This is a genomic window from Pectobacterium sp. IFB5596, assembly GCF_021432585.1.
GTDB classification, from domain to species: domain Bacteria; phylum Pseudomonadota; class Gammaproteobacteria; order Enterobacterales; family Enterobacteriaceae; genus Pectobacterium; species Pectobacterium punjabense.
In genome coordinates this window covers 148101-162978 of sequence record NZ_LXFY01000032.1, presented here as the reverse complement: position 1 = coordinate 162978, position 14878 = coordinate 148101, and the positions used below count along the sequence as shown (strand labels likewise).

General features: G+C 52.8%; 16 protein-coding genes, 1 pseudogene and 2 CRISPR repeat arrays. Of the genes and pseudogenes, 11 read left to right on the top strand and 6 right to left on the bottom strand.

The window, feature by feature from the left end; genetic code table 11:
* Positions 1–3: 3 nt before the first annotated feature.
* From cas7e to cas2e, 5 genes are read left to right on the top strand one after another with little or no spacing between them, the layout of a single operon-like run.
* Entirely contained in the window at positions 4–1068 is a 1065-nt protein-coding gene (gene cas7e / locus A6301_RS20615) for a type I-E CRISPR-associated protein Cas7/Cse4/CasC (RefSeq protein WP_234258630.1), read from the top strand.
* A 9-nt stretch (positions 1069–1077) separates the two neighbouring features.
* Positions 1078–1812: a type I-E CRISPR-associated protein Cas5/CasD gene (gene cas5e / locus A6301_RS20610; RefSeq protein ID WP_234258629.1), complete on the top strand. Its 735-nt coding sequence runs from the start codon at positions 1078–1080 to the stop codon at positions 1810–1812.
* Positions 1812–2459 carry a type I-E CRISPR-associated protein Cas6/Cse3/CasE gene (gene cas6e, locus A6301_RS20605; RefSeq protein ID WP_234258628.1) on the top strand — a complete coding sequence of 216 codons (648 nt, stop codon included), beginning with the start codon at positions 1812–1814 and terminating at the stop codon, positions 2457–2459. Before cas5e ends, cas6e begins: the two co-directional genes overlap by 1 nt.
* Positions 2460–2486: 27 nt before the next feature.
* On the top strand, positions 2487–3404 hold the full coding sequence (gene cas1e / locus A6301_RS20600) for a type I-E CRISPR-associated endonuclease Cas1e (RefSeq protein WP_234258627.1): 918 nt from the start codon (positions 2487–2489) through the stop codon (positions 3402–3404).
* Positions 3405–3698, top strand: coding sequence for a type I-E CRISPR-associated endoribonuclease Cas2e (gene cas2e, locus A6301_RS20595; protein ID WP_102117148.1), 294 nt, complete (start codon positions 3405–3407; stop codon positions 3696–3698). It abuts the gene before it with no gap.
* An 84-nt stretch (positions 3699–3782) separates the two neighbouring features.
* Positions 3783–5155: a CRISPR direct-repeat array (repeat unit 29 nt; unit sequence GTGTTCCCCGCGCCAGCGGGGATAAACCG).
* A 16-nt stretch (positions 5156–5171) separates the two neighbouring features.
* Here cas2e and A6301_RS20590 read toward each other — a convergent pair.
* Positions 5172–5543, bottom strand: coding sequence for a helix-turn-helix domain-containing protein (locus A6301_RS20590; RefSeq protein ID WP_012822192.1), 372 nt, complete (start codon positions 5541–5543; stop codon positions 5172–5174).
* Positions 5544–5616: 73 nt separating this feature from the next.
* Entirely contained in the window at positions 5617–5877 is a 261-nt protein-coding gene (locus A6301_RS20585) for a type II toxin-antitoxin system RelE/ParE family toxin (protein WP_012822193.1), read from the bottom strand.
* Between the two features lie 115 nt (positions 5878–5992).
* Between A6301_RS20585 and A6301_RS20580 the strand changes: the two genes are divergently transcribed.
* Together A6301_RS20580 and A6301_RS20575 are read left to right on the top strand one after the other, a co-directional pair.
* The gene (locus tag A6301_RS20580) at positions 5993–6322 is read left to right on the top strand and encodes a type II toxin-antitoxin system HigB family toxin (RefSeq protein ID WP_370642260.1); all 330 of its coding nucleotides are present in this window, start codon (positions 5993–5995) and stop codon (positions 6320–6322) included.
* Positions 6319–6727, top strand: a pseudogene (locus A6301_RS20575) (type II toxin-antitoxin system HigA family antitoxin). The gene A6301_RS20580 and the pseudogene A6301_RS20575 overlap by 4 nt, the downstream one beginning before the upstream one ends.
* A gap of 203 nt (positions 6728–6930) precedes the next feature.
* Here the strand turns inward: A6301_RS20575 and A6301_RS20570 are convergent.
* Complete coding sequence (locus A6301_RS20570; RefSeq protein WP_234258626.1) at positions 6931–7434, bottom strand: hypothetical protein; 504 nt, start codon at positions 7432–7434, stop codon at positions 6931–6933.
* A gap of 674 nt (positions 7435–8108) precedes the next feature.
* Positions 8109–9235: a CRISPR direct-repeat array (repeat unit 29 nt; unit sequence GTGTTCCCCGCGCCAGCGGGGATAAACCG).
* 180 nt (positions 9236–9415) lie between these two features.
* On the opposite strand from A6301_RS20570, the gene A6301_RS20565 reads away from it, so the two are divergent.
* Entirely contained in the window at positions 9416–9874 is a 459-nt protein-coding gene (locus tag A6301_RS20565; RefSeq protein WP_107169429.1) for a hypothetical protein, read from the top strand.
* An 80-nt stretch (positions 9875–9954) separates the two neighbouring features.
* Here A6301_RS20565 and A6301_RS20560 read toward each other — a convergent pair whose 3' ends face one another.
* Both A6301_RS20560 and A6301_RS20555 read right to left on the bottom strand, forming a co-directional pair.
* Positions 9955–11307: a pyridoxal-dependent decarboxylase gene (locus A6301_RS20560; protein ID WP_234258625.1), complete on the bottom strand. Its 1353-nt coding sequence runs from the start codon at positions 11305–11307 to the stop codon at positions 9955–9957.
* 33 nt (positions 11308–11340) lie between these two features.
* Positions 11341–12609: an MFS transporter gene (locus A6301_RS20555; RefSeq protein WP_234258624.1), complete on the bottom strand. Its 1269-nt coding sequence runs from the start codon at positions 12607–12609 to the stop codon at positions 11341–11343.
* A 154-nt stretch (positions 12610–12763) separates the two neighbouring features.
* On the opposite strand from A6301_RS20555, the gene A6301_RS20550 reads away from it, so the two are divergent.
* The 3 genes from A6301_RS20550 to A6301_RS20540 are packed head-to-tail and all read left to right on the top strand — an operon-like array spanning position 12764 to position 14396.
* Positions 12764–13210, top strand: a complete 447-nt coding sequence (locus A6301_RS20550; RefSeq protein ID WP_107169431.1) for a helix-turn-helix domain-containing protein — start codon at positions 12764–12766, stop codon at positions 13208–13210.
* 9 nt (positions 13211–13219) lie between these two features.
* Complete coding sequence (locus tag A6301_RS20545; RefSeq protein ID WP_234258623.1) at positions 13220–13717, top strand: YhbP family protein; 498 nt, start codon at positions 13220–13222, stop codon at positions 13715–13717.
* Between the two features lie 25 nt (positions 13718–13742).
* Positions 13743–14396, top strand: a complete 654-nt coding sequence (locus tag A6301_RS20540) for a hypothetical protein (protein ID WP_107169433.1) — start codon at positions 13743–13745, stop codon at positions 14394–14396.
* Between the two features lie 11 nt (positions 14397–14407).
* Here A6301_RS20540 and nrdG read toward each other — a convergent pair whose 3' ends face one another.
* Complete coding sequence (gene nrdG / locus A6301_RS20535; RefSeq protein ID WP_234258622.1) at positions 14408–14872, bottom strand: anaerobic ribonucleoside-triphosphate reductase-activating protein; 465 nt, start codon at positions 14870–14872, stop codon at positions 14408–14410.
* Positions 14873–14878: the final 6 nt, after the last annotated feature.

Genomic DNA, 14878 nt, shown 5'->3' with positions numbered 1-14878 from the left:
CTGATGACCACTTTTATCCAGCTTCACTTTCTAACCGCTTATCCCTCTTCCAACCTGAACCGTGATGACGCGGGTCGTCCGAAAACCGCAATCGTTGGCGGTATTGAACGTTTGCGAGTGTCCTCGCAAAGTCTGAAGCGTGCATGGCGCACCTCTGAGGTATTTGAAGACGCACTTGATGGACACATCGGCACCCGCAGCCGCCGGGTAGGGCGCGATATCTACAACGCGCTGATTGCCAGCGGTATGAGTGAAAAGTTGGCCGATGAGGCGGCGCTGAGTATCGCTAGCCAATTCGGTAAATTGAAAGATGCGAAGGGGAGTAAAGACCTGCTAGAGAAATACGATATCGAACAGCTTGCTCATTTCAGCGTGCAGGAAAGGGCGTTGATCGATCAACTGGTTGTTCGCCTGATTGCGGAATCACGTAAGCCAAATAGTGAAGAACTGAAATTGCTGCGCAAAGATGCCGCCAGCGTCGATATCGCGCTGTTTGGTCGTATGCTGGCCTCCAGCCCAGAATTCAATATTGAAGCGGCGTGTCAGGTCGCACACGCGCTGGGCGTGAGTGCTGTTACCATCGAAGATGACTTCTTCACGGCGGTGGATGACCTGAATACGTCAGCCGACAGCGGATCGGCGCATATGGGCGAACAGAGTTTTGCCTCTGCGCTGTTTTATCACTATGTGTGCATTAACCGCGATCTGCTGCTGGAAAACCTGAACAACGATGAAGATCTGGTGGCACGAACCCTGCGTGCGCTGACCGAAACGGCATTAACCGTGTCGCCGGGCGGCAAGCAAAACAGCTTTGCCAGTCGAGCGCTGGCTAGCTATGCGCTGGCAGAAAAGGGAACCGATCAGCCTCGTACTTTGTCTGTCGCATTTTTCAAACCGATTAGTCATAACAATCAGGTCAATGATGCCATCGATCTGCTGTGCCAGCAAAAGGCCAAATTTGACCGAGTGTACGCCTCTGGGGGCCGTGTTCCTTCCTATGAGCTGAACGTGGAAGCGATCAATGAGGGCGGATCGCTGCAAGGGTTACTGGATTTCATCAGCCAGTAGGAGCGCGCTATGGATAACTATCTGGTCTTCCAGATCTATGCTCCGCTGGTGTCATGGGGAGAAGCGGCGGTCGGGGAAGTACGCCACACCTCAACGGTGCCTAGCCGTTCCGCCCTGTTGGGGTTACTGGCGGCGGCGCTAGGGATTCGGCGCGACGATCGGGCTGCGCTGGCGGAGTTTAATCAGCATTACTCTGTGGCGGTGCGGCCGCTTTCCGATCGTGAAACCTGGCTGAATGACTACCACACGGTGCAGATGCCGAAAGAAAACCGCAAAGTGCCACGCTATACCCGGCGTGATGAACTGCGGCCGGAGGCGGGGCAATCGCTCGAAACTATGCTGACCTCACGCGAATACCGCTGTGATGCCTATTACCACATTGCCATTAGCGTCACACCGGATGCGCCTTATTCGCTAACTGCGCTGCGTGATGCGCTGTTATCTCCCGTGTTCGCGCTCTATTTCGGGCGTAAAAGCTGTCCGCCCGCTTTGCCGCTGGCACCACACCTGTTTTCAGGCTCGCTGGCCGAGGTGTGGCAGCAGGCAAGGCTGACGCCTGCATTGAACGATTCCACGTTGCAGGCGATTGGCCGTGCTGAAGGCGTGTGCTACTGGGAGCAGGAAAACGACACGGGATTAACACCGCAATACCGCGTCGTGCGCAACGATCAGCCTGCCGATCGACGGCGCTGGCAGTTCACTTCCCGCGTGCAATACGTCGGTAGTGGGAAGGGAGATAAATAATGTATTTTTCCAGAATAACGCTGAACCTTAGTGCGTTACCGCATGCTATGGCAACAAAGCGATTACACGCAGGAGGCTATGCCAGCCACCAATGGCTCTGGCAACTGTTTCCCGACCAGCCACAGCGGTCATTCCTCTTTCGCGAAGAGGAACAAGAGACAAAAAGCCTATTTTATCTGCTCTCCGAACAGGCACCGCAGGTTGACCATAACCTGTTTCGGGTAGAAACCAAACCGTACCAACCGCAGTGGCATGATGGCATGACGCTGGCGTTTTCGCTGCGTGCTAATCCGGTTGTCACGCGGGATGGCAAGCGTAGCGATGTGTTGATGGATGCGCGGCATCAAGCGAAAGCCGCGGGGCTTTCCGGTGTGGCATTGTGGCAACACCAGCAACAGCGTGCTCGCAACTGGTTAGTGCGTCAGGGGGAAAACGCGGGCTTCACGCTGTCGTCATGTAGCGTGGACGGCTATCAACGCCACCGCCTGAATAAACCCGGCCAGTCGGCAGCGATCGCCTTCAGCAGCGTGGATTATGATGGAATGCTCCATATTACGGACGCCGAACGGTTTGCGGCATCTGTCCGGCAGGGGTTAGGAAAAAGCAAAGCACTGGGGTGCGGCCTGCTGCTATTGAAACGGGCGTAGCGCGCCCCGTTACAGGGAGAGTTGACGATGTATGTTCCGCTCAACCCGATCCCCCTTAAGGATCGGGTTTCACTGATCTTCCTGCAATACGGGCAGATTGATGTTATCGACGGTGCGTTTGTGCTGGTGGATAAAACCGGCGTGCGCACGCATATTCCCGTTGGCTCGGTGGCCTGCATTATGTTGGAGCCGGGTACACGGGTTTCTCATGCTGCGGTGCGGCTGGCGGCGACGGTAGGCACACTGCTGGTGTGGGTCGGCGAAGCGGGCGTGCGGCTGTACGCGTCTGGTCAGCCCGGCGGCGCACGGTCAGACAAATTGCTCTATCAGGCTAAGCTGGCGCTGGATGAGGACCTGCGTCTTAAAGTGGTGCGCAAAATGTTTGAGCTCCGCTTTGGTGAACCTGCGCCGAGCCGCCGTTCGGTCGATCAGCTTCGAGGGATTGAGGGGGCCCGCGTGCGCCAAACCTATGCGCTGCTGGCACAGCAGTACGGTGTGAAATGGAATGGCCGCCGCTACGACCCGAAAGACTGGGAACGTGGGGACAAAGTGAATCAGTGCATTAGTGCGGCGACGTCCTGCCTGTACGGTATTACGGAAGCCGCGGTACTGGCTGCGGGTTACGCCCCTGCGATCGGGTTTGTCCACAGCGGCAAACCGCTCTCTTTTGTTTACGACATTGCCGATATCATCAAATTCGAGGGCGTGGTGGCGAAAGCCTTTGAAATTGCAGCCCGCAATCCTGCCGAACCGGATCGTGAAGTACGGCTTGCCTGCCGTGATATTTTCCGCAGCCAGAAAACGCTGAGCAAACTAATTCCCCTGATTGAAGAGGTGTTATCTGCGGGTGGCATTACGCCGCCGCTACCGCCGGACGATGCACAGCCACCTGCAATCCCTGAGCCGAAACCGTTTGGTGACAGCGGCCACCGGGGGCAGCGTTAAATGAGCATGCTGGTGGTAGTGACGGAAAATGTCCCGCCGCGCTTGCGCGGCAGGCTGGCGGTGTGGTTGCTGGAGGTTCGTGCGGGCGTGTATGTGGGGGATACCTCACAACGGGTGAGGGAAATGATCTGGCAGCAGATTATCGAACTGGCAGAACAGGGCAACGTGGTAATGGCGTGGGCGACGAATACGGAGTCTGGTTTTGAGTTCCAAACCTGGGGTGAAAACCGCCGAATGCCGGTAGATCTGGATGGCCTGCGGTTAGTCTCTTTTTCACCTATTGAAAATCAATAAGTTAGCGATCTTTAACAACATGGAAAAATCGGTGGGATTTTTTCTACCGAAAAAAGTGTTATAAAACAACTCTCTACTTTTAGAGTGTTCCCCGCGCCAGCGGGGATAAACCGCTATTGATAAAGCGGCTGGCGCGGAGCGAGAAGTGTTCCCCGCGCCAGCGGGGATAAACCGCCACATCATTTTGGCCTGAGTGAAATTACGTGGTGTTCCCCGCGCCAGCGGGGATAAACCGCTGGTTGCGGAGAATGATTTAATGTTCCATCAGTGTTCCCCGCGCCAGCGGGGATAAACCGATCACCCGTCTCCATTCGTCAGCATTCAGCAGGTGTTCCCCGCGCCAGCGGGGATAAACCGGAACGCCGATCAAATGGGGTTCTTTTTTGAGAGTGTTCCCCGCGCCAGCGGGGATAAACCGCGCCGTTTACACGATAGAATGGCGTGTAATATGTGTTCCCCGCGCCAGCGGGGATAAACCGGCTTTTCTTTATTCTTTTTTTGCGGAACATGAGTGTTCCCCGCGCCAGCGGGGATAAACCGTAAAAAAGGCTGCGTCGGATGCTGCAATAAGAGGTGTTCCCCGCGCCAGCGGGGATAAACCGCTGTTCGCGCTAATGCCGATGTGGGCTTATCGAGTGTTCCCCGCGCCAGCGGGGATAAACCGCGCTCAACGAAGTTGCGACAGACTTTTCTAATGTGTTCCCCGCGCCAGCGGGGATAAACCGCCAGTCAAATTAGCGCAATAACGGCAACGGTAGTGTTCCCCGCGCCAGCGGGGATAAACCGCCGTGAATTTTCATGGCTTTAGCAAAACCAGAGTGTTCCCCGCGCCAGCGGGGATAAACCGTATATTTTAGAAACAATAAAAAAAGAAACTCTGTGTTCCCCGCGCCAGCGGGGATAAACCGGCGATAAATTGGCAAATGTCCAATGTTATTGTGTGTTCCCCGCGCCAGCGGGGATAAACCGTAACGCAAAGTGGTGGAAAAAACTAAGGGGCTGTGTTCCCCGCGCCAGCGGGGATAAACCGCTGGTTGTTATTTACGTTTTCACCTTTAACGCGTGTTCCCCGCGCCAGCGGGGATAAACCGGACGAACACTACCACTGGATCGCCATCGTCGAGTGTTCCCCGCGCCAGCGGGGATAAACCGGATCTATAACAGTGGCTAATACGATATACGCAGTGTTCCCCGCGCCAGCGGGGATAAACCGCAGAATTAACTGATTGCAGGCAGGGGAATGAGGTGTTCCCCGCGCCAGCGGGGATAAACCGAAGTTCCTTGCCCCTAAAGGGGTGACGCATCTGTGTTCCCCGCGCCAGCGGGGATAAACCGTTACCTATATTCGTGATGCTCAGGGTACTCACGTGTTCCCCGCGCCAGCGGGGATAAACCGGCGTATGAGGGGCAGATTTCGACCACTGATGTGTATTCCCCGCGTTAGCGGGGATAAACCCTAATCCGTGGAAGCGGCTACAGGATTAGCTGTTCTGGTTCGCAGTGGTACAGCTTAGCCAGCTTTTCTCGGGTGCGCTTCTGCGGCCTTGAGTCTGGGGATTCAAGCTGAGAGACGGCCGCTTGGGTCATGCCAAGCGCGGTTGCAACTTCTTGCTGAGAGAAGCCTCTGAAAATTCTCCAGGCTGCCTGTAAGCTGACGTCTTGATCAATGTGGATGCTAACCACTTCATGAGGAATCGAGACGTCATCCTCTGCGCTATGATCGTAGGGAATGCTCTCATAGAGGGCGGGGTCGTCAGCATTTTCAATAAGTTTCTGATATAACTCGTACGGAACAACAGCATATTCAGGTTTACCGCTTTTATCCCGAATGACTTGTATGCTCATAGTGTATTGCTCCAACATTTTCTTTCGATGGGTGAAAATCAGCTGTGTTGTAAAGAAGGAGGCGCTTTCCTCCTTAGTATGTCGTCGTTGTCCTGCGTTTGATTTCAAGTATCTCGCACACTTGTGGGACATCGTTGATTAGCTCAAAGATAATGCGGTAATCCCCAACCCGTAGCCGATATTGTTTACCAGACGATTCGAGTTTTTTCAGGTCCAGATTCACATCTGGAAATGTACTCAGCTCACCCACTTTTTCTTTGATTCGTTTTCGATATCTGGTGTCAATGGTGCCGAGTTGTTTTAATGCCCGTTTTGACCAACTAACCTTAAGCATGAATCCCTCAAACGAAACCCTTCCTTGATATAAGTTAATTATAAGATAATTTCAGGTTTTTTCATTTTTTTCTTATTTTTTGTCGATGGCTATGCTGTTCCTTCAGGGATAAACCGTGGTGACGCAATGCGGTGAAGAGAGGCAATGTAAAGTGTTCCCCCGGACACCTTTTGACACTGCAATCGCCCAGCTCCTGAATCAGGCGACAGCACTGGCTGACTTATATCGGGTTATCTATGCAACGCCGGACGATATGAAAAAATGCTTCCCCAGCTTAGACAGGATAAAGTTCAGGGAAAAGTGGTGGGTGATTGATATCGGTGGTGGGCATCTTCGCGTGATGTTTTTTGCAGATTTTGAGCGAGAGAAGATCTTCATTAAACACATTACCACCCATGCAGAGTATGACAGGCTGATAGAGTATTACCGGAGGAATAAAGAATGATGTACGCAGACGCTATCAAGGCCGCTAACACGCTGACGAGTATCGTACCGTTCCTCGGAGGTAGCACCTCTCGTAAAGATTATGAGGATGCGCTGAAACTCACGGAATATTTGATCGAGAGCGAGCCCGCTAATCGATATGCTGACGGCTAAAATTGATAAATATGAAGAGGATGTGCCAGAATTTGCAGACTTCAACGAGCGCATTAAAACGCTCCCGGCCGGTATTGCTTTACTGCGCATACTTATGGATCAGCATGGGCTAACGCAAAGTGACTTTGAAGCTGAGATCGGTAAAAAGTCTCTGGTATCCCGCATTTTAAACGGTGAACGTACGTTAACGCTTGATCACATGAAAGCGCTTGCTAAACGATTCGATATTCCCGTGAGTGCTTTTATTGATTAGTACGATTTTTGCCAAGTACAGCATGATGCGCCATGTAATAAAGGCAGCCGTGCTGGACTGTTATTTGAATAATCCCTGCGTTAGCAGGGATTACTTTATGACTAAGATGCGTTGTAATAAATTGTTGAAAGGAATTGGCAGATTGCCTGTAATTATTAAGAATGACGAGTTTACCCTGTAATAAAGTATAGGTCTGTGTATACCTACTTCTCTGCTATATTGTTGGCTTTGTTAAATTTACTTAGCTTTAATTTTTCTTCTGCTTTCTTGGTTTCTGCATTTTCTTTGTCTGTTTGCGCTATATCTCCAACGACTTTTAAAATAGCATCAAATCGGCCAACAACTTCAGATTGATTTAATGATCCATTCATTGAAAGAAAGCACAAGCTATTCAAAGAATAAACTAGGACATTCGTAGTAGTATTTCTTTTAGCCAGATCCACTATCGCTGTTTTTAAGCTGGCATCAGCGCTGGCATTATTTCCTGATTTATCAGCCAGCGTTGTAGCTAAGGTACTATCAATAGTTTTAGCCGTGTCAGCTGGAGCATCGGGGCAATATTTAGCATTGACAGAATTTGGTATTAATATACCAACTCTCTGGCTGGAGTCGCTTCTGACAAGCGTTGGTGAATCACTTTTAATGGTTTTTGTAACCATACACCCAGATAACAGCATAGCAATAGGTATAACAAGAATTACTCTCATAGCTTCACCTATATATTTACGAATAGTAGAGGGCGGTTATTAAATGAAACTGTAATTTTTGCTTTACAGCGTAGTGCTGAAAATTCACAGTTTCTATTAAAGCTATAACACAAGTGTGAAATTTTTCATTACATTTTTTTATATTTAATGAGAGCGATTTTTTTCTGATGTTAGTTAGCTAATTATCCCCCACAGTACTTCACACCCGTGGATATGTATTGATTACCTTCCATTTATACCAATATATTTGTAATCATTGAAAATAGAGTGTGAAAATATTTTCGTATTTATGCGTTATATCGATATGAAGTTACGAAGAAAGTGTTAACCATTGGCGTATTACCGCAGAATAAAAAATGAAAGTATAATCCTTGCTGTATCGCGCTGTGTCTAATTCAGTGACGTGATGTTTTTTCAGATGCTTGATATCAACGTGGAGGAGGAATGTATATCAGCCCTGAAAACAGAAACTTTGTCGCTGCGCTTACGTTGGTGATGAGTATAGCTAAATCTGGGGTGAAAACTGCCGGATACCGGTAGATCGGGGTGGCTCACGGTTACTCTCTTTTTCACCTTTTTAAAATCAATAAGTTAGCTATTTTTAACAACATGGAAAAATTGGTGGGATTTTTTCTGCTGAAAAAAGTGTTATAAAACAACTCTCTACTTTTAGAGTGTTCCCCGCGCCAGCGGGGATAAACCGTAATATCAGACTCTTTGATGCCATAAACGCCTGTGTTCCCCGCGCCAGCGGGGATAAACCGTAAAAATTGGCCCATTGCGCCGCTCTACGCCCGTGTTCCCCGCGCCAGCGGGGATAAACCGATTACGCAAAGGCGCAGCAGGCGTTAGAAAATGTGTTCCCCGCGCCAGCGGGGATAAACCGTAACCGTGTTGGCTCATTCATGATGTAGTCGGGTGTTCCCCGCGCCAGCGGGGATAAACCGGGAACAAAGGCGGTGCCGGCGTTACAGTTGCTGTGTTCCCCGCGCCAGCGGGGATAAACCGCGGAGTTATGATTCCATATCAGGATTGTCATGGTGTTCCCCGCGCCAGCGGGGATAAACCGCGTCCTTCTCACCACTCCAGAGCTTTGCTCCGGTGTTCCCCGCGCCAGCGGGGATAAACCGCTCGGCGGTTGCGCCCTGCGGTAACGGTATTCGTGTTCCCCGCGCCAGCGGGGATAAACCGAACGGTGAGTGACTTCGTATCAAGCTACGATAGTGTTCCCCGCGCCAGCGGGGATAAACCGCATTGAGTTTCACATTCGCGGTTCTCCGTAAAGTGTTCCCCGCGCCAGCGGGGATAAACCGTATGGTTCGTATTTTGGACGCCGAACATCGAGGTGTTCCCCGCGCCAGCGGGGATAAACCGCATGATCCAGCCGGTAGCCATCGGCAACGCACGTGTTCCCCGCGCCAGCGGGGATAAACCGCGGTTCTTTCGTGTGGATCGTCGGTGTAGCCAGTGTTCCCCGCGCCAGCGGGGATAAACCGAGATGGATGCCGTAGAGCGCATCGTTGAGAACGTGTTCCCCGCGCCAGCGGGGATAAACCGGATATTGACGATAAGATCGCTAACGTTGCCTCGTGTTCCCCGCGCCAGCGGGGATAAACCGCTCACCAGCTTTTACATTCTCAATGGCAGCAGGTGTTCCCCGCGCCAGCGGGGATAAACCGGCACACGACCTGTTTGTTATCCCACTCTGCCGGTGTTCCCCGCGCCAGCGGGGATAAACCGCCACGTTCACGGTCATGGTCGCACGCCTGATTGTGTTCCCCGCGCCAGCGGGGATAAACGGTTATACCCCTTGTTGCATGTTGGTCTAAATATTCCTCGTGCGGAGTCAAATCCCGCTTCTGGCTGGCGTGATGGCAGATTGCGTGTCAGTATTACAGAATGCTGTTTTTGTGCTCACCGTTCTGGTGTTGCGCTATGCCAATAATGTTTATCTTCCATACGTTACCCGTAAGGAGGTGATATGAAAGTTGAAGCCGCAGAGTCGTCCGTTTTTGCCAGCCAGCAGGTGATGGCAAAGCGTTCCACAGAACATGCGGAAAAAGTGGCGCTGTCCGAACAGCTTCAGTCTTATCAGGCGGGCAGCGGCGCTGTTCCTGCTGGTCAGACGACGCGCTATGATTTCACTCGCATCAGCCCTGCCGAACTGTATGAAACGGTTGGTAGCCTGGTTAGCAGCGGGCAGTTGGGGCGTGAAGACGGTTCCGCGCTGCTGGGTTTTATCTCGTCACCACGAGCGAATATCGGCAGTGTGCCGCCTTCTAATGTGTTCCAGCCGATCAATGTTTTCGATACCATCCAGCAAGGCGTCGCGGGGGCATCATCCCGTAGCGAGGTGCAAAATACCGAAAGCCTGCAACGCGCCGCAGAGGCGTTGAACCGCTTTCAGGGGCAGGTTTCCAGCATTAGCGTGTACGTCTAGTACATCGGTACGCAATGGTCTGATGGCGTCGTCCTTTCTCTTCTCCCCGTGTTGGCGGGGAGTGTTGTTTTACGCTGCGATCAGCGTTGGGTCTGAGCTTTTATTTCCGTCAGCAGCGCGATGAGCGCCTGTACGTTGTCGTCCTGTGTGCGCCAGGATGATACGCTGATGCGTAATGCCGGACGCCCTTGCCAGACGGTGCCGCCAAACCATGCCTTGCCCGACGCCTGTAACGCTTCCCGTATTGCTGCCGTTTGGCTGTCGGTTTCCCCACGTAACAGAACCTGATTGAGCACCACCCGGTTTACTATCTCAAAACCCGCATGGCGCAGGCCGTCGGCGATCGACGTTGCCTGTCGGCAGTGCCGTTCGATCATCTCAGCTACGCCGTCACGCCCTAACGTGCGCAGCACCGCCCAGACGGGAATCCCACGCGGGCGACGGGAAAATTCGAGCGTTAGGTTTTTCTGGGCATCGCGTGCTGCACTTGAGTAAACCGCATCTGCGTTCATCGCCTCGGCTAACGCGTCCGCACGGCGGCAAATTGCCATCGCACAGTCGTAGGGCGTGTTCAGCCATTTATGCGCGTCTGTCGTCCAGCTGTCGGCCAGTTCGATCCCCTCGGTGAGTGCTGCGTGAGATGACGCTCTGGCCCAGAGACCGAATGCACCATCAACGTGAACCCAGGCACCGGCTGCTTTAGCGATTGGAATGATCTGCGCAAAATCATCGAACTCGCCCGTGTTTACCTCGCCAGCCTGTAAACAAAGAAGGGTGCGATCGTCGAGCGGAGGGAGCTGAGCGACATCGATTTGCCCAAATGCGTTAACGGGCGCGATGTGTAAATGGCGTAGCCCAAAGCCGAGCACGCGCAGCGCTTTCTTCACCGTGATGTGCGTCAATTCTGAAATCACAACCTTAATTTCAGGCGCGCCGATCAGTCCATCGTTGTCAAAGTCCCAGCCCTGTTTTGCCAGTAGATCACGGCGTGCGGCGGTGAGGCAGGAAAGCGTACAGGCGGTGGCGCTGGTGCCGAACCCAACAGCGCTTTCTTTTGGTAAGTTCAGAACATCGAGCACCCAGCGGCTGGCGAGGCGTTCCAGCGTGGCGGATACCGGTGAATTATCAAAGGTGGAAGCGCACTGATCCCAGGCGATCATTAATCGCTCGGAAGCGGCAGCGACTGGCAATGCCGCACCGATAACAAAGCCGAAATAGTTCGGGCCATTGGAGGCGGTGGTGGCTGGCGAGCCGACCTTGTCCAGTAGCGATAGCGTGTCTTCAGCCGAAAACCCCTGTTGCGGCAACGCTTCATCAAAACGTGCCAGCGCGGCGAGGGCAGCGGCATCGGGGAAAACCCGACGCTGTGCATTCTCAGCCAGATAGCGTCGGCCGCGCTCGTCGGCATCGGCCAGTAATGTCAGTTCGCTCATGGTTTCTCCTTCATCAGTAATCATTTTCTGTTATCACAACGGTGTAAATGCTGCCGTTGACGTGGCTGAAAGGTGCAGCGTCATTTTCCAGAAGAGTAGCGCTAATAGGCTGACGGCGGCGCCAAGCAGGCATACACCTGACCAGCCAGCAGAGTCATACGCTACTGTTGTTGCCATCGCGCCAAGCCCGCTGCCGATGCTATAAAACAGCATATAGCAGCCAACCAGACGGCTGTGTGCATCAGGATGCGTCTTGAAAATCATGCTTTGGTTGGTAACGTGAATGGCCTGTCCGCCCAGATCCAGAATGATGATGCCGACGACCAAGGCAAAGAGAGAGTAGGGCGCTAACCACAGCGGTAGCCACGAGGCCAGCAGTAATAACAGAGCGATGCCGCTGACCCACTGTCCTCGCCCTTTATCTGCCAGTGAACCTGCTTTCACCGCCGCCAGTGCACCGAGAATACCCACCAGACCAAACGCGCCGATAACGGTATGAGAAAAGAAATAGGGTGCGCGACTCAGCGGCAGAACCAGCGCGCTCCAGAAGATGCTCAGGGCAGCAAACATCAGTAAAGCGATCACGCCGCGTATTTGTAATACCCGCTCTTTACGCAGCAAAGTCAGCATAGAAAGCAGCAGTGCGGGGTAGTGTGGGCGCTGTTGGGCGGGTGGCTGATGTGGTAATGCACGCCAGAGAAATACGGCAAGCAGGAGCATCAGCAGTGCGGAGAAAAAGTACACGCTGCGCCAGCCCGCTATATCGGCGATGAAGCCAGACAGCACGCGAGCCAGTAAAAGCCCAATCACCACGCCGCCCTGTGCGGCTCCCACAACGCGCCCACGCTCCTGAGGTGCAGCAGTCGTTGCGGCATAAGCAATCAGACCCTGAGTCATTGCTGTGCCGAGCATGCCTACGGCCAGCATGCTGATCAATAAATACAGGGATGTGGTAGCGAGTCCAACGGCAATCAGCGCCACGATGAGCGCACCCAACTGAGCCAACATCAAATAGCGTCGGTTGAGGATATCACCCAGCGGGACCAGAAGAATTAACGCCAGCGCACAGCCAAGCTGTGTTGCCGTCATTACCCCGCCAACGGCGGCGATGCTGATGTGAAAATCTACCGATAATGCATCCAGCAGCGGCTGTGCGTAATACACATTGGCGACACTGAGGGCGCTGGCACAGGCAAACAGCAATACTAACGCGCGCGGCAGTACCCTCTGTGCGGGCAGTGTAGTGCTGTAAAGATCATATTCGGTGACGGATGACGTGGTATGAATAGGGCTATTTTTCATGATATTGGCTGTCATTATTCTATGTGGTTTCAAAATAAAACCAGTTGAAGCATGAATGATCTGGTTTTACTCTGCAACCAAAAAATGTGCGGTCAGTTTTTCGGTTTGTGGATAAGGCAGATAGGATGCACAGGAAAAAGGGGAGGAAATAGTTATGGTGAAGCGCAAAAGTCTGAAAGAGGATGCGTGTCCCGTTGCGCGCGCGCTGGATGTGGTCGGCGATCGTTGGACATTAATGATTATCCGCGATGCCTTCGACAATCGCCGCCGTTTCAGCGATTTTCAGCGCAGTTTGGGCGTAGCCAAAAATATTCTTACCGACCGTCTGCGTACTTTGGTTGATGAAGGCATCTTGTCCGTTCAGCCCGTTTCCGAGAGTTCGGCCTATCAGGAATATGTTCTGACACCAAAAGGTGAGCAGCTATTCCCGCTCGTTGTGGCACTACGCCAGTGGGGCGAACAGCAGCTGTTCTCTGAAGGGGAACCGCACTCACTGCTATTGGATAAGCACACCAGCCAGCCTCTGCAAGCCATGCTGCCACATTCTGCGCAGGGGCAACGGTTGGCTGGGCAAGATACGTTCGTTCAGAAAATAGATTGAGGTGCCGTGATGCAGAAAGAATCGAGAGAAACAGGCAGCGATCTTGAGGCAATCTCCCGCTATCTGAAGAAGTTGCACGTACTGACATTATGCGTGGGTGAAAATTCGGAATTATGGTGTGCGAGTTGCTTCTATACTTATGACGATGAACAAATAGCCTTCTATCTAATGACGGAGTTACAGACGCGCCACGGTGAAATCATGGCAAGGTTGCCGCAGGTTGCTGGTACGGTGAGCGGCCAGCCAAAGAGCGTCATGTTGATTAAAGGCGTACAGTTTCGGGCGCAGGCGGTACAGTTGGAGGGGGATGACGCGGAGCAGGCCAGAGCGCGGTACAACGCACGTTTTCCTATTGCACGAGCATCAAAAGCGCCGATCTGGCGGCTCGATCTGACAGAAGTAAAAATGACGGACAATGCGCTGGGTTTTGGTAAGAAACGCTACTGGCAGCGCGACGAGCAAACGAGCCAGAAAGAACATGATAAGCATGAAAAGATGAGAGAGTAAAAGACGCAAAGCAAGGGGGAAACTGATGAGCCGGGTACTGTTATTAGGTGCAACGGGGTTAGTGGGGCACGAATTGTTAGCACTGCTGAAAGCCAATAACCGGGTAGAGACGATCTATGCGCCGACTCGTAAGCCGTTGGCGCATTCGGAGAAAGTCGTCAACCCACACGATCCCGATCTGTCTGCTGCATTGGCGCAGTTGACCGATCCTGTCGATATTGCCTTTTGTTGCCTGGGATCGACGCTCAAGACGGCAGGCAGTAAGCAAGCTTTCCGCTACGTGGATTACACGCTGGTTGTGGAAGGATCGAAAGTGGCGTTAGCGCTGGGCGCGACGCACCTTTTGGTGGTCAGTTCGCTGAGCGCGAATGCCACATCACCTTTCTTTTACTCGCGGGTGAAGGGGGAAACGGAAAAATCGCTGCGTCAGCAAGGCTGGCAGCACCTGACATTGGCACAACCCTCGATGCTACTGGGTGAAAGAGAGGACAGTCGCACGCTGGAGAGCCTTGCCGCGCCGCTATTCCGACTGTTCCCGGCGAAGTGGCGGGCGATTGAGGGAAAAACCGTGGCGCAGGCGTTGTTGAATCAGGCGTTCTCGCCGGAACCAAAAGCGCGGGTGACGGTACTGGAATCCGATCAATTACGTTCGTTGGGTAAGTGGCAACCGCTTCAGTAGCCACTTATCGCTCAACGCAGGCGGTGAACAACCTGATTGCTGCTACCGCGCCAAATCAGTGCGGGATCTTTCAGATCTTGCACAAATTTTCCATCGACTAACACGTTGATGAGATCGACCACCCGCTGTTGTTCCGGAGTGATATCCGCCAGCACGTAGCCTGTCCAAAGCCAGATATCTTTGCCGGGGCATTCCGCACGGATACGTTCTACCAGCCGCAGAATATCAGGCACATTCTGTGGGTGAAGCGGATCGCCGCCAGACAGCGAAATTCCCTGCCGTGGGATCGTCGTATCCTGAAGATCGGCGATGATCCGATCTTCCTGTTCCTGCGTAAATGGCTGACCGGAGTTCAGTCGCCAGGTGCTTTTGTTGTAGCACCCAACACATTCATGCACGCAACCAGCGACAAATAGCGTACAGCGGGTGCCGGGGCCGTTGACCACATCGACGGGATAATATTGGTGGTAATTCATACGATA

What these genes read in the sequence shown, in the direction of transcription:
- A6301_RS20560 (WP_234258625.1), bottom strand. Translation starts at nt 11,307, where the DNA reads ATGAGCGAACTGACATTACTGGCCGATGCCGACGAGCGCGGCCGACGC.
- A6301_RS20590 (WP_012822192.1), bottom strand. Translation starts at nt 5,543, where the DNA reads ATGAGCATACAAGTCATTCGGGATAAAAGCGGTAAACCTGAATATGCT.
- A6301_RS20550 (WP_107169431.1), top strand. Translation starts at nt 12,764, where the DNA reads ATGGTGAAGCGCAAAAGTCTGAAAGAGGATGCGTGTCCCGTTGCGCGC.
- A6301_RS20555 (WP_234258624.1), bottom strand. Translation starts at nt 12,609, where the DNA reads ATGAAAAATAGCCCTATTCATACCACGTCATCCGTCACCGAATATGAT.
- cas5e (WP_234258629.1), top strand. Translation starts at nt 1,078, where the DNA reads ATGGATAACTATCTGGTCTTCCAGATCTATGCTCCGCTGGTGTCATGG.
- cas6e (WP_234258628.1), top strand. Translation starts at nt 1,812, where the DNA reads ATGTATTTTTCCAGAATAACGCTGAACCTTAGTGCGTTACCGCATGCT.
- A6301_RS20545 (WP_234258623.1), top strand. Translation starts at nt 13,220, where the DNA reads ATGCAGAAAGAATCGAGAGAAACAGGCAGCGATCTTGAGGCAATCTCC.
- cas1e (WP_234258627.1), top strand. Translation starts at nt 2,487, where the DNA reads ATGTATGTTCCGCTCAACCCGATCCCCCTTAAGGATCGGGTTTCACTG.
- A6301_RS20540 (WP_107169433.1), top strand. Translation starts at nt 13,743, where the DNA reads ATGAGCCGGGTACTGTTATTAGGTGCAACGGGGTTAGTGGGGCACGAA.
- nrdG (WP_234258622.1), bottom strand. Translation starts at nt 14,872, where the DNA reads ATGAATTACCACCAATATTATCCCGTCGATGTGGTCAACGGCCCCGGC.
- cas7e (WP_234258630.1), top strand. Translation starts at nt 4, where the DNA reads ATGACCACTTTTATCCAGCTTCACTTTCTAACCGCTTATCCCTCTTCC.
- A6301_RS20570 (WP_234258626.1), bottom strand. Translation starts at nt 7,434, where the DNA reads ATGAGAGTAATTCTTGTTATACCTATTGCTATGCTGTTATCTGGGTGT.
- A6301_RS20565 (WP_107169429.1), top strand. Translation starts at nt 9,416, where the DNA reads ATGAAAGTTGAAGCCGCAGAGTCGTCCGTTTTTGCCAGCCAGCAGGTG.
- cas2e (WP_102117148.1), top strand. Translation starts at nt 3,405, where the DNA reads ATGAGCATGCTGGTGGTAGTGACGGAAAATGTCCCGCCGCGCTTGCGC.
- A6301_RS20585 (WP_012822193.1), bottom strand. Translation starts at nt 5,877, where the DNA reads ATGCTTAAGGTTAGTTGGTCAAAACGGGCATTAAAACAACTCGGCACC.